Consider the following 13700-nt stretch of genomic DNA (forward strand, 5'->3'; position numbering starts at 1 on the left):
GAAAAGGAATTGAAATAAACTAATTGCGTATTTCAATTCCTTTTTCTATTGAATGTTAATAATATCTAAATCATCAGGAATCCATATATTTCCCTGGAAATATTGTTTGGCTTCTTTCATGTAGAGAGAATGACGTTGTTTGATATTTTTATCTTCAGTGTGATACAAAAGAAGATTTTGAATATTTAAAGACTGAGCTAATTGACAGGCATCTTTCACTGTCGAATGATGTTTTTCATAAGGATGAAAAATATCAGCTTCACTATGTAAACAAAAAGCTTCATGAAGTAACCAATCACTATTTTGAATATAAGCTTCATTGATTTGATGACATGGTTCATCTCCACAACAAGATAACTTTTTATTGTGATCTAATTGCATTTGAAAACCAAATTGTTTTGTTTTTGTAGAATGGATATCAAAAAAAGTGACTTGATGATTGATAATCATATGACTATCATGATCTTGAATTTCAATCAAGTGATTGCGTTTGTTAATAAATTGTGTATGCTTTGCTTCTAAAACCAGATGAATCATTTGCATGATAATATCAATAAGTTCTTTATGAGCATATATACGCACTTCACCTTGATATTTTCCTTGACTCATATGTTGACCAATCATACGAATCATCCAGATAATTCCCATCAGATGATCAATATGTTTATGTGTGACAAAGATATCTTTAATATCCTGCCAATTAATATGCGCTTTTTCTAGCTGTGATAAAAGGGTATTTCCTCCACCACCATCTACTAAGAAATATTGATTTTGATTTTCAAATACAAAACAGGTATTATAACACTTTGTTACTAAAGCATTTCCTGTACCTAGCATAATTAATTTCATAGAAAACCTCCATTTCTTTTTTGATTTTACAAAAATGAGAATCATGAATCAAGATATTTTTTCGTTGGATTTATATGGATTTTCAAAGAAGAGAAATGATATAATGATGGCAAGGAGAATGATAAAATGAAAATAGTTTTCTTTGATATTGATGGAACTTTAATAAATGCTCAAGAAGGTATGATGCAACCTCGTCATCAAACAAAACAGGTTTTAAACGATTTTCAGAAACAAGGCAATAAGATCGTTATTGCTTCAGCAAGAGGCGCTATCCCTGAAGGATTAAAAGATATTCCATTTGATGGTTATGTTTTATGTGATGGACATTATATCATTTATAATAATGAGATTCTGGTTGATGAAGTTTTAACAACTCCAGAAATACAAAAACAAATGGAAGTTTATCAAAAATATCAAGGGCGACCTATGTTTTATGGACATCATGGAGAATGGTGTGATTGTTTGGATGATGAATTGATCGTTAAACATCGTGTAATGTTTCAGGGAACAGATCAAAGACCTGAGAATGTAGTAGAAAGATATGAGGCTCAGGATGTAGATGCTATCAGTTGCTGTGTTTTGTTTGAAACAGTGGAACAAATGTGGAAAGCATATCATGAATTAGAAAATGATATGACAATTGTTGCTTATGATCATGGATTGATTCGTATGGATGTTTATCATAAGGGATTTAAAAAAGGAACAGCCTGTAAGTATTTATATCAAAAATTAGGAATTGATCAAAAAGATACTTATGCTTTTGGTGATGGTGTGAATGATATGGAAATGTTTGAGTTGGTTGGACATGGTATTGCGATGGGAAATGCAGTAGATCGTTTAAAAAACATTGCAGAATTTGTTACTGATTATGTTGATTGTGCGGGTATTGACAAAGCATTTTATAAATATTTTGGAAAGGATCTATCATAATGGCATTAGTACAAGTTGATTTTTTCTCAGAAAAGTTAATGCGCACAGTCACAATTAATGCTATTATTCCTGTTGATAAAAAGTTAAACCAGCCAAATAAAAATTTCAAAACATTATACTTATTACATGGGATTTTTGGCAATTATACAGATTGGGTATGTGGTACACGTATTCAAAGGTGGGCACAGGATCATGATTTAGCTGTTATTATGCCTTCAGGAGAGAATAAATTTTATGTTGATAATGAAAACTCCCATGAATATTATTCACAATTTATTGGTGAAGAACTTGTTTCTATCACAAGAGCCATGTTCCCTTTATCACAACGTCGAGAAGATACATTTATTGCAGGGTTGTCTATGGGTGGATATGGAGCTATTATCAATGGACTCAAATATTATCAGACATTTGGTTATATTGCCGCATTGTCTTCAGCGTTATTGATTGACACTTTTATTAATGCTAAGGATGGTGACGACGTAACTTATATGTATAAAAGAAGTTATTTAACTTCTGTTTTTGGTGATTTACATAAGTTAAAAGGAAGTGACAAAGATTATAAGGCACTGATTCAAAATATGGCTATAAAAGATGTGCCTGCGATATATATGGCATGTGGCACTGATGATTCACTGATTAAAGAAAATCGTGATTACCGTGATTTTTTACTTCAACAGGGAATCAATGTCACTTATGAAGAAGGACCAGGTGCGCATGAATGGGATTTTTGGGATCGTTATATTGAACGTGTTTTAGAATGGTTACCACTCGATGAGAAGAATGAAGGACTCAGCAGTGGTCATATAGAATAAGATGAAGAAAGGTGATCCTTTCTTTTTTCTTGACCTAAAGTTAACTTTAGGGTGTATAATAAATAATCGAGTAGGAGGAAATGATATGACAAAGAAATTAGGTTTTGGATTAATGAGATTACCATCACTTGATGAAAACGATCCTTCAAAGATTGATATTGAACAAGTGAAACAAATGGTAGATACTTTTATAGAAAATGGATTTACTTATTTTGATACAGCGTGGATGTATTGTGGATTTAATAGTGAAAATGCAGTGAGAGAGGCATTAGTGAAACGTCATGATCGTCAGACTTATACACTTGCTACAAAATTACATTCAGGTTTTATTCAGACAAAAGAAGATAGAGATAAAATCTTTAATGAACAGTTAAAGAAAACTGGGGTAGAATACTTTGATTATTATCTTTTACACGATATTAATACACATAGTATTGAAACATATGAAAAGCTTGATTGTTTTACATGGATTCAAGAAAAGAAAAAACAAGGATTGGTTAAAACTATTGGATTTTCATTCCATGATGGACCAGAATTATTAGAAAAAGTATTACAGGAACATCCAGAATTTGAATTTGTTCAATTACAAATTAATTATTTAGATTGGGATAGTGTAGGTGTTCAATCTCGTCAATGTTATGAGGTGGCAACAAAATATCATAAACCTGTTATTGTGATGGAACCTGTTAAAGGTGGAACATTAGCGAAAGTTCCTGAAAAAGTTGAAAATATGTATAAAGAATATCATCCAGATATGTCAGTACCTTCATGGGCTATTCGTTTTGCGGCAAGTCTTGATAATGTCATGATGGTATTAAGTGGGATGTCTAATATGGCTCAATTAGAAGATAATATAAGCTATATGAAAGATATGCAGCCACTTCATGATGATGAATATCAATTAATTCGTCAGGCTGTTGATATTATTAATTCTACGATTGCTATTCCATGTACAGGATGTTCATATTGTACAGAAGGATGTCCAATGCATATAGCTATTCCTAAATATTTCTCATTATACAATGCTGATTTACAGGAAGTAGAAGAAAAAGGATGGACACCTCAAGGTGAATACTACAATAACTTGACAAAGACTTTTGGTAAAGCAAGTGAATGTATTGGATGTGGACAATGTGAAAATGTATGTCCACAACATTTACCAATTATTGAAGACTTACAAAAAGTAGCACAGCATTTTGAAAAATAAAAGTCAGCATTAGCTGGCTTTTTGCATGTATTCATATTCAAATAAAAAGTGAATAAGATATTGTAAATCATATTTATGTATAAGATATGATTTTTATGATATATTGAATTGATATAAAAGAAGAAAGGAGAAAAGTATGAAAAAGAGAATTGGAATAACATGTAGTGAAGAACTACAAAATGATAAATATATACATTTTATTAAACAAGATTATTTACAGGCTATTATTGCAGCACAAGGAATCCCAGTTTTATTGCCGCCTGTTCCTATTGAAGATATAGAGATGCAATTAGATATGATTGATGGTTTAATGATTATTGGTGGTTGTGATGTCAATCCATTACTCTATCATGAAAATCCATTACCCTTATTAGGTGAAACAGATTATCCTAGAGATTTATATGAGATTGCCTTGATAAAAAAAGCAACACAAAAAAATATACCTATTTTCGGTGTATGTCGAGGACTTCAAGTAATCAATGTAGCTTTTGGTGGAACACTTTATCAAGATTTATCTTATGCTCCACAGAAAATACTTTTACATTCTCAAAAAGAAAGAAGAGAATGTGCAAGTCATACAATAAACATTCAAGAAAATAGTTTTTTATATCCTATCTTTCAAGATAGAGGATATGTGAACAGTTTTCATCATCAAGCTATTGATCGATTAGGAAAGGGATTAAAAGCTGTCGCATACAGTGAAGATCAGATGATTGAAGCTATTGAACATATATCTTTACCGATTACAGCAGTTCAATTTCATCCTGAAGATATGTGTAAAACTGATCAAAAAATGCAGGAGATTTTTAATCAGTTTGTCGCCAAATGTTAATGCTTTTTAAGCATTGTTGACAATAAAAAATAGGTATTAGATATTTTTGTTTGGTGGATATATAATAGAAGCAGATAGGAGGTTAGAAGAGTATGAAAGATGTTAAAACATTATTTCCCGTTGGAGAAGAAAATACAGCGTTTGCTCAATATTTTATTGGTCAAAGTTATTTACAGCCCCTTGCTGAAAGTTTACCAGTAAGTCATGTCACATTCGAACCAGGTTGTCGCAATAATTGGCATATTCATCATAAAGGTGGACAAATTCTACTGGTTACTGATGGTAGAGGATGGTATCAGGAATGGGGGAAACCTGCTAGAGAATTAAAACCAGGTGATACTGTGGATATTCCTCCAGAAGTGAAACATTGGCATGGTGCTGCTAAAGATAGCTGGTTTGCTCATATTGCAATTTCTGTACCAGCAGAAGGGGCTTCTAATGAATGGTTAGAACCAGTAAGTGATGAAGAATACAATAAGTTAAAATAAATATGATATTGAAAAGGATGAAATGAATTCCGTTATTTGGGAACTATTTCATCCTTTTTTATAGATGATATAATAAAGTTCTTAATTGAGCTTCGTTTTCTCTAAGATACCAGCAGTAGAACGTCGCATGTGACTGGGCATCTGAAATAGGGATGATCACTCTATTTTGAGGCATGATTTCAGTTTTCATAACATAGTCAGATGTAAATGAAGGTAATGTAGACAGTTCTACCAAATCATAGAAAACAGAACGATCGTTTTGAATCAGAAATTTTGTATGGGGCATTGTTTTTTTATGCATATCATTCCAAAAACCAATATTTGACATTAATAACATTTTCTCTCCATCCATTTCCTTTAATGAGATGGATTTTTTATGAGCTAAAGGATGCGTTAGAGGTAAAGAAAAAAATAATTGTTCTTCCATAAATGGAATACTTTCAATCTGTTCATCTTCTATGTCATAAGGCATGATAATGATTGTATAGTCTTTTTCCTTTAGACCTTTGATTAAGATATGCATATCTTTAATTTCTGTTAATAGTGTTCTTTGAGGATAGAACTGTGAAAATTTACGACTTAAATAAGATAATGGTGCTGGCGCACATGAACCAATCGCAAAAGTATGTAGCTTTCTATCAAAATCTACAAGTTGTTTTTTCATATCTTTTGTATCATCTAAAATACGTTTTGCTAGAGAAACAGCTAATAGACCTGTTTCATTAAAAGCAATTTTATTTTTAGTTCTGTTAAATAAATTGACTTCTAAATCTTCTTCTAATTTTTGCATAGAACGTGTTAAAACAGGTTGTGATATATGAAGCTGTTTAGCTGCCTTGGATAATGTCTGACATTCTTGAAATGTAACTAAATGTTGTAGTTGTTCTAATTCTATCATATGAGGACCTCACTATTCTATTTCATTATAGCAGATTTCCATATTGATATTGTACAAAAACAGTAAAAATGCTTACAATATCATTGGAAAGAAGGTAGAAACATGATATTTTATTATACGGCAACAGGAAACTGTTTATATCTAGCAAGACAGATTGAAGAAGATCTTTACAGTATTCCACAGGAATTGAAAAAAGAAGATTTACGATATAAAGCTGATAAGATTGGGATTGTCGCTCCTATTTATGCTGGAGAGCTTCCTCAAACTGTTAGACGTTTTTTAGCAAAAGCCAAATTTGATACACCTTATTTTTATATGTTATTGACTTATGGAAATAGAGATACAGTAGCTGGTGTATGGAGTGAAAACTTTTGTAAAGAGCATGGAATACATGTTGATTTTATTCAAACAATTAAAATGGTTGATAATTATTTACCTTCATTCGATATGGAAGAACAGATGGCTATCAATAAGCATGTAGATGAGCAAATTCAAGAAGCGAAAGCTAGACTTGAAGCTCAAGAAAAGGATATACCTCAACCAACAAAAGAAAGCCAGGAAGCTTACCAAATGGTGACAAAAAGATTTACGGATCATCCTGAATTGAATAATGGAGAAACAATTCAAATAACAGATCAGTGTGCTGGATGTACAATATGTGAGCAAGTCTGCCCTATTGGTAATATTCAAATGGTTAATGGAAAAGCTCAAAGAAAGTCAAAAACATGTGATTTTTGTTTGGCATGTGTACAAAACTGCCCATTTCATGCGATTGCGTTGAAGTTTGATAAGAATCCAAATGCAAGATATCGTCATCCAAAAATCACATTAAAAGATATAGTGAAATCAAATCATCAGGGAGGAACAGAAAAATGAAAAAAACACTTTATTTAATGCGACATGGACAAACTTTATTTAATGTTCAACACAAGATACAAGGATGGTGTGATGCCCCTTTAACAGAACTTGGGATTAAACAAGCAAAGATTGCAGGTGAATATTTTAAAAATAATCATATTACATTTGATCATGCTTATTCTTCTACATCAGAAAGAGCTTGTGATACTTTAGAAATCGTTACTGATTATCAGATGCCTTATACAAGAGTGAAAGGTTTAAAAGAATGGAATTTTGGTGTTTTTGAAGGAAAAGATGAATGTTTGAATCCACCTTTACCATATGGAGATTTCTTCAAAGGATTTGGTGGAGATGGTGAAATGGAATTAAGAGAAAGAATGTCAAAGACATTAACTGAAATCATGAATAAAGAAGATCATGAAGTCGTTTTAGCCGTTTCTCATGGTGGGGCTTGTGCTCAGTTCTATCGTGCATGGGAAGAATATGCAAAAGTAAAGAAAACAGAAAGATTTTATAACTGCTGTATTTTAAAATATGAATACGAAGATGGAATTTTTACATTAGTAGAAATTATCAATCGTAATGTGACTGAATAGAGGTAGACATATGGAAGGTGCAAAAAGAAAAAGCTTTTTTCAGGCTGATGTTGATCTGATTCATGGACCTATATTTCAATCATTGATTACTTTTGCTCTTCCATTACTTGTTTCTAATGTGTTCCAACAATTATATAATACTGTCGATACAATGGTTGTTGGAAATTATTTAGGTGATGTATCATTAGCTGCCATTGGATCATGTACATCTATTTATGACTTGTTAGTAGGGTTTGCATTAGGAATAGGTAATGGATTGGCAATTGTTACAGCCAGAAGTTTTGGATCACAAGATCGAGAACTGTTAAAAAAATCAGTAGCAAGTTCTATTGTTATTGGATTGATTGTTTCTATCGCTTTAACAACAATAGGAATGATATGCTTACATCCTTTACTTGAATTATTAAATACACCAGTAGATATTATTCAGGAAGCATATAGTTATATTTCAGTTATTGTTTTATTCATTGTTGTTATGTTTGCTTATAATCTCTGTGCTGGTTTAATGAGAGCCATTGGAAATAGTGTGATGCCACTTGTTTTCCTTATCGTTTCGTCTTTATTAAATATTGTATTAGATATTTTCTTTATTACACAACTCAATATGGGAATTCAAGGAGCAGCTGTCGCAACGGTTATTTCTCAAGGTGTATCAGTTATATTATGTATTATTTATATTTTCAAAAAGACACAGATCTTATTACCATCAAAAAAACATTTTGTAGTCGATAAAGAATTATATAAAGAATTATTAGGACAAGGTTTTTCAATGGGATTTATGAGCAGTATTGTTTCTGCAGGATCAGTCATTCTTCAGTATGGAATCAACAATTTAGGATATCTGATTATTGCAGGACATACAGCAGCCAGAAAACTCTACATGTTCTTTAATATGCCTTTTACAGCTATGGCGCTTGCAATCTCAACATTTGTCTCACAAAATAGAGGAGCAAATCAGCGCGAAAGAATTCAAAAAGCGATGAAATATGCTTATATTTATGATGTTGTTATGGCAGCTATTGTGACTATCATTATTCTATTATTTGGGTCATCACTTGTAAAATTAATTTCAGGTTCTAGTGAAAGTGCAGTTTTAGATAATGGAACACTTTATTTAACAATTGTGGGACCATTCTATGCAGTATTAGGAGTTTTGATGCAAACACGTTATGCATTGCAGGGATTAGGACAGAAATTATTACCATTGATATCAAGTATTATTGAATTTGTAGGAAAAATTATATTTGTATTTATTTTTATCCCTCAATTCCAATATATGGCAGTTATATTCTGTGAACCCGTTATATGGTGTGTGATGTGTTTACAATTAGTGTATTCATTATATACAAATCCTTATATGAAAGGACAACAAGAATAAAAAATATCGAATTTACATCATGTAGATTCGATATTTTTTATAAAAGTTTAATGATTTCATCTTCAATTTCATATGGTGTGACCAAAGGTTCAAATCTTTCAACAACATGTCCATTTTGATCAAGCAGAAACTTTGTAAAGTTCCATTCAATGCGTTTGGATAATTCAGGTTTTTGATGTTCTTTTAAATATGTGTATACAGGAGATTCTTGAGGACCATTCACATCAATTTTCGCAAATTGTGGAAAACTCACACCATAAGTATCGGCACAAAAAGACATAATTTCTTCCATTGTGCCCGGAGCCTGTTCACCAAATTGGTTACATGGAAAATCAAGAATAGTAAATCCCTGCTCATGATATTTTTCATATAAATCTTCTAAATGATCATATTGTTCTGTAAACTCACATTCCGTAGCCGTATTGACAATGAGTAAAACATGTCCCTGATATTTTGATAATTTTATTTTTTGATTATGACTATCTAAGACTTCAATATCATATAAATTCATTTTCATCACCATTCATACTATAACAACTCATTAAAGAAAAGTCAAAAAAAGTGACTAAAGAAATCATGTTGGAGTATATAAAGAAAAAAATGTTTCATTTTAATTTTTAATGAAATATTAACTTTCATTTTACGTGTTATTGATTTAGCTACATTAAAATTATGCTAAGATGTTCATGTCATTAAGATAAGGGAGGAAAAAGAGTATGAAAAAATCAATGACACAATCACAGAAATTAATGACTTTTGTTTTAAGTATGTCTTTATATGGATTATCAACTTTATTTACAGAGTTAATACCATCTTTTCAAATTGGTATCGTGGAATTATCAGTAGAATATTTTATTTTTATTCCACTCATCTTAGCTATGTTATTTGATCCATTGTCAGCGGCATTAGGTGCAGCTACTGGTGAATTAGTTTTTAGTGAAATCATGTTAGGGCAATTTGGTGGTTTAGGAGAACTTGAAAAGTTTTTAACTTTAACAATTGGTATTTATGTTGCTGGACGTCTTGTTAAAAATCCAAAAAGTATCAAGAGTGTTGCCATCGCTTCTATTTTAGCTGTTATTATTCAACAGTCACTGGGATGCATTGTTGATATTTTAAAAGTTCAGTTTGCTGTAGAAGATTTTGAAGCAGTTGCAGGTTTACCAGAATCAGTATTCTTTACAGAAGGTTTTGCTTGTTTAAATGATATTCTATTTTCAGGAATCTTATTTTCTTTATTACCATGTATGTATTTAGTTCCAAAACTTTATGGGAAAATTGAACCATTATTAGGTGTCGCACCTCGTGATGAAAATACTGTTGTGGGTGATGGAGAAAAAATGGGAATCAAAACATTTGTATTATGTGCTATTGCTTTTGTCGTTGCAATTGGTGGAGAATTTATGGCAGAAAACGGACTTGCCATTATTGATTGGGAAGCTGCATGGGCAGGAAATAGCACAGCTATGATTGTCAGTGGAGTGATTGCAGTGCTTGTTATTGTTCTTGCATTTTTGAAAATTAAAAATAGAAAAGAGGCAGCCATGTGATTGAAATCAATGATTTATCATTCACATATCCAGGAGCAAAGCAGCCAACATTAAAAAATATTCATTTAACAATTGAAAAAGGAGATTTTGTCGCAATTATTGGAAACAATGGTTGTGGCAAATCGACTTTATGTAAAACTCTAAATGGTTTGATTCCACGTTTTATTATGGGTGAACTGCAAGGGAAATTGTATTTTGATGGAAAAGATGCTTTAACTTTGGATATTAGTGAAATTGCTAAAAAAGTGGGTTATGTGTATCAAGATTTTGAAAATCAGATCGTATGTCCCACAGTCTATGAAGATGCTTCTTTTGCATGTATGAATTATGGATTGGAAAATTATGAAGACAATGTTATGAATATTCTTAAGGTTTGTGACTTATATTCAAAACGAAATGATTATATCTGGCAATTATCTGGGGGACAATTGCATTTATTAGCTTTAGCAGGTTCTACTGCGTTATCACCAGAAATTCTTATTTTAGATGAACCCATTGCTCAATTAGATCCTAAACATGCAAGAGAAATTTATGAAATATTAAAGGAATTAAATGAAAGATATCACAAAACAATTATTGTTATTGAACATCATACAGAATATATTGCCCAATACTGCCATCATGTGATTTTAATGAAGGATGGTTCTATTATGTGGCAAAAACCAGTCAAAGAAGCTTTGACAAGAGTTGAAGAACTTGAATCTTGTCATATTTTTCCACCACAAATTACACGTGCTGCTAAAATCATGCAGGAAAAGAATTTACTAGATTCAAATACTTTATTGCCCATTACTATAGAAGAAGGACAGAATATTTTTACAAAAAAGAAACATATGACAGATTGTACTCATGAAAGAAAAGTACAAGAAAAGGATGAACGTGTTGTAGAATTTGTAAATGTTGGGTTACAGTTTAGAAGTGTAAAAGGTGAACCTTATCAGCTCATGAAAGACTTTTATCTTAATATTTATAAAGGGGATAAAATTGCTTTAATAGGTTCTAATGGTGCTGGAAAGTCTTCATTGATGAAGATGATGATAGGATTATTAAAACCACAAGTTGGCTATGTGAATGTATGTGGAGAAAAGACAAAACATTATTCAGCTGAAGAATTATCAAAACATATTTCACTTGTATATCAAAATCCTGAAGATATGTTTATTAAAGATTGTATTCGAGGGGATATTGAATTTGCCATGAAAGAACGACATATTAAGGATTATAAAGATAGAGCCAAAAAATTAATTGAATTGTTCGATTTGCAGGATATTCAAGAAAGAGATGGACGATTATTATCAGGGGGACAAATGCGTCGAGCCTCACTTGCAATAGGAGTAGCATTGCAACCATCTATTTTGCTTTTAGATGAACCTACTGCCAATTTGGATATTGCAACTAGAAAAGAGATCATGAGAACATTAGATATCTTAAAAGATGTTGTTGAAACTGTTGTTATAGCAACACATGATATGCAGCTTGTCTGTGATTGGGCAGAGAGAATCATTGTATTATCATCAGGTTATATAGTCAAGGATGGTCAAAGACATGAAGTCTTTAGCGATAAGTATGTAAGAGAAATGGTAGGAATAGAACCACCAGAAATCTTTAAAATGGGGGAAGCACTCAATATTCGCTGTTATGAAATTGATGAATTTGTGAGTGCTTATCAACAGGAGGAATCATAATGCATAAAATCACACAGACTTTGTTAGATAAATTTACAATTGATTATTTACGTAATCAAGTGCTAAAAAATGCTTATGGAAATGATGATACGGTTATTGCAGGATTAGATCCAAGAACATTATTATGCTGGTATTTATTTTTTGGTTTGATTCCATGGTTTTTAAATGATCTCATTGTTTTATTAGGGATGTTTGTTTTTGTTGCGATAACAACTAAATTAGCAAAAATTGCACCACTTGTATTATTTTTATTTTGTCTAGGTGTATTTTGTCAAACAGGATATTTGTTTATTGCTGCACTATTCTTTGGTGGAAATTTATCAACATTATATTCATTATTAGTTATGACATTAAAAGTATCTGTCTGTTCTCTTGCTTCCATTACTGTTTTTTCAGGATTAAACCCTGACCGTCTAGCAACAGGATTGCTATATTTTGGTTGTCCTGATCAATTGTCTTTTAGTATTTCATATGCATTTCGTATATTACCTATCCTTATGGAAGAATTCCAAAACATATTGTTATCTTATCGTTTAAGAGGACATTCTCCATCCAAAAAAACATGGCTTGGGAAAATCAAATATTTTATATACCAGATAAAAATTATTATATTATCTTTCTATCCGTTAATGTTAAATACTGCAAAACGATCAAGAACAACAGTTGAAGCATTGGAATTAAAAGGATATCGCTATGCAAATGAAAATAAGATTGTTAGAAAAAAGAAAATGGCATCACTAATGTTTAAAAAAGATGATTTGATTTTCGTTTTAATTTCTATTGTATGGATGATTTTATGTGTTATCATTTCTATTTTGTTTTAGGAGGTTTTTATGAATATAGATTTTCATACTCATGGTAAATTAGCAAAAAAATTACCATTTTCTACACAATATACTGATCAAATGTTTCACAAAGCATATCTTAGAGGACTTGATGCTATTTGTCTGACTGAACATTTTAATACGTTATCATTTTTAGAAATGTATGATTATATATATACTCACTATACGCATGTAGGTGATTGTTGTCAGAGTAAAGATGGGTTATTGATTTTCTTTGGAATGGAAATAGATATTAAAGAGGGAGGACATACTCTTGTTATTGGAAGATATCATGATATTGTTGAGTTAAATAAAAAGTTGGAAAAACATAAAGCGAAAGAAAGTTTTTTAACTTTTGATGAGCTAGTAACGCTTGTTCGTCAATATGATGTTATTTTTGGGGGAGCACATGTTTATCGTCAGGGAGGACATATTCCAGAATTATCACAGAAGCAGTTGTTATGTTTTGATTTCTTTGATCTAAATGGAAAAGATTTAGCATGTTATGGATTAAAAATGCAGGATATGATTTATCAGTTTGCGCACCGATATCATAAACCAGTTGTTTCTGGCAGTGATACACATCAAGCAACACAGTATGGTTGTGTTCAGACATGTTTTCAAAGTTGTTTTCATAGTATTAAACAATTAAGAGAAGAAATCGACAAAGGACAATATACTATCCAAATATCTGAAAGTTTAAATATTCAGGTTGAAGATGCGACATTACAAAAAAGACTTCTTAAAGAAGTCTATCGATTGGGTGGCGATTATGTTGCTTTATTATGATACA

The 13700-nt window shown here is 31.4% G+C and carries 15 protein-coding genes; 12 read left to right on the forward strand and 3 right to left on the reverse strand.

Translation table 11 applies throughout. The features are described 5' to 3' along the window. Positions 1 to 45: 45 nt before the first annotated feature. A complete protein-coding gene (locus ACGHJ8_RS00830; RefSeq protein ID WP_390541141.1) occupies positions 46 to 849 on the reverse strand; it encodes an MBL fold metallo-hydrolase in 804 nt (267 codons plus the stop codon). 126 nt (positions 850 to 975) lie between these two features. Between ACGHJ8_RS00830 and ACGHJ8_RS00835 the strand changes: the two genes are divergently transcribed. The 5 genes from ACGHJ8_RS00835 (at position 976) to ACGHJ8_RS00855 (ending at position 5118) form a co-directional block, all read left to right on the forward strand. Continuing rightward, positions 976 to 1779: a Cof-type HAD-IIB family hydrolase gene (locus tag ACGHJ8_RS00835; RefSeq protein ID WP_390541143.1), complete on the forward strand. Its 804-nt coding sequence runs from the start codon at positions 976 to 978 to the stop codon at positions 1777 to 1779. Beyond that, positions 1779 to 2591, forward strand: coding sequence for an alpha/beta hydrolase (locus tag ACGHJ8_RS00840; protein ID WP_390541145.1), 813 nt, complete (start codon positions 1779 to 1781; stop codon positions 2589 to 2591). The genes ACGHJ8_RS00835 and ACGHJ8_RS00840 overlap by 1 nt, the downstream gene beginning before the upstream one ends. 85 nt (positions 2592 to 2676) lie before the next feature. After that, complete coding sequence (locus ACGHJ8_RS00845) at positions 2677 to 3798, forward strand: aldo/keto reductase (protein ID WP_390541147.1); 1122 nt, start codon at positions 2677 to 2679, stop codon at positions 3796 to 3798. Between the two features lie 136 nt (positions 3799 to 3934). Continuing rightward, positions 3935 to 4630: a gamma-glutamyl-gamma-aminobutyrate hydrolase family protein gene (locus ACGHJ8_RS00850; protein WP_087243647.1), complete on the forward strand. Its 696-nt coding sequence runs from the start codon at positions 3935 to 3937 to the stop codon at positions 4628 to 4630. A gap of 92 nt (positions 4631 to 4722) precedes the next feature. Further along, the gene (locus tag ACGHJ8_RS00855; RefSeq protein ID WP_087243648.1) at positions 4723 to 5118 is read left to right on the forward strand and encodes a cupin domain-containing protein; all 396 of its coding nucleotides are present in this window, start codon (positions 4723 to 4725) and stop codon (positions 5116 to 5118) included. Between the two features lie 58 nt (positions 5119 to 5176). Here the strand turns inward: ACGHJ8_RS00855 and ACGHJ8_RS00860 are convergent, their stop codons facing one another. Beyond that, entirely contained in the window at positions 5177 to 6016 is an 840-nt protein-coding gene (locus ACGHJ8_RS00860; RefSeq protein WP_390541150.1) for a LysR family transcriptional regulator, read from the reverse strand. 102 nt (positions 6017 to 6118) lie between these two features. Between ACGHJ8_RS00860 and ACGHJ8_RS00865 the strand changes: the two genes are divergently transcribed. The 3 genes from ACGHJ8_RS00865 to ACGHJ8_RS00875 are packed head-to-tail and all read left to right on the forward strand — an operon-like array spanning position 6119 to position 8848. Continuing rightward, positions 6119 to 6892 (forward strand): EFR1 family ferrodoxin, encoded by a 774-nt coding sequence (locus ACGHJ8_RS00865; RefSeq protein WP_087243650.1) that lies wholly within the window; start codon positions 6119 to 6121, stop codon positions 6890 to 6892. Then, entirely contained in the window at positions 6889 to 7470 is a 582-nt protein-coding gene (locus ACGHJ8_RS00870) for a histidine phosphatase family protein (RefSeq protein WP_087243651.1), read from the forward strand. Before ACGHJ8_RS00865 ends, ACGHJ8_RS00870 begins: the two co-directional genes overlap by 4 nt. 10 nt (positions 7471 to 7480) lie before the next feature. Beyond that, on the forward strand, positions 7481 to 8848 hold the full coding sequence (locus ACGHJ8_RS00875) for an MATE family efflux transporter (protein WP_087243652.1): 1368 nt from the start codon (positions 7481 to 7483) through the stop codon (positions 8846 to 8848). Positions 8849 to 8885: 37 nt separating this feature from the next. Here ACGHJ8_RS00875 and ACGHJ8_RS00880 read toward each other — a convergent pair whose 3' ends face one another. Further along, positions 8886 to 9359: a glutathione peroxidase gene (locus ACGHJ8_RS00880; protein WP_087243653.1), complete on the reverse strand. Its 474-nt coding sequence runs from the start codon at positions 9357 to 9359 to the stop codon at positions 8886 to 8888. A gap of 205 nt (positions 9360 to 9564) precedes the next feature. On the opposite strand from ACGHJ8_RS00880, the gene ACGHJ8_RS00885 reads away from it, so the two are divergent. From ACGHJ8_RS00885 to ACGHJ8_RS00900, 4 genes are read left to right on the forward strand one after another with little or no spacing between them, the layout of a single operon-like run. Beyond that, a complete protein-coding gene (locus ACGHJ8_RS00885; RefSeq protein ID WP_087243654.1) occupies positions 9565 to 10398 on the forward strand; it encodes a cell division protein FtsQ in 834 nt (277 codons plus the stop codon). Continuing rightward, positions 10395 to 12083, forward strand: coding sequence for an ABC transporter ATP-binding protein (locus ACGHJ8_RS00890; RefSeq protein WP_087243655.1), 1689 nt, complete (start codon positions 10395 to 10397; stop codon positions 12081 to 12083). The genes ACGHJ8_RS00885 and ACGHJ8_RS00890 overlap by 4 nt, the downstream gene beginning before the upstream one ends. After that, positions 12083 to 12907 carry an energy-coupling factor transporter transmembrane component T family protein gene (locus tag ACGHJ8_RS00895; protein ID WP_390541153.1) on the forward strand — a complete coding sequence of 275 codons (825 nt, stop codon included), beginning with the start codon at positions 12083 to 12085 and terminating at the stop codon, positions 12905 to 12907. Before ACGHJ8_RS00890 ends, ACGHJ8_RS00895 begins: the two co-directional genes overlap by 1 nt. A gap of 9 nt (positions 12908 to 12916) precedes the next feature. After that, positions 12917 to 13696: a PHP-associated domain-containing protein gene (locus tag ACGHJ8_RS00900; RefSeq protein ID WP_087243657.1), complete on the forward strand. Its 780-nt coding sequence runs from the start codon at positions 12917 to 12919 to the stop codon at positions 13694 to 13696. The last annotated feature ends 4 nt before the right edge of the window (positions 13697 to 13700 follow it).

This window comes from Massiliimicrobium timonense (genome assembly GCF_042850985.1).
Lineage (GTDB): Bacteria > Bacillota_I > Bacilli_A > Erysipelotrichales > Coprobacillaceae > Allocoprobacillus.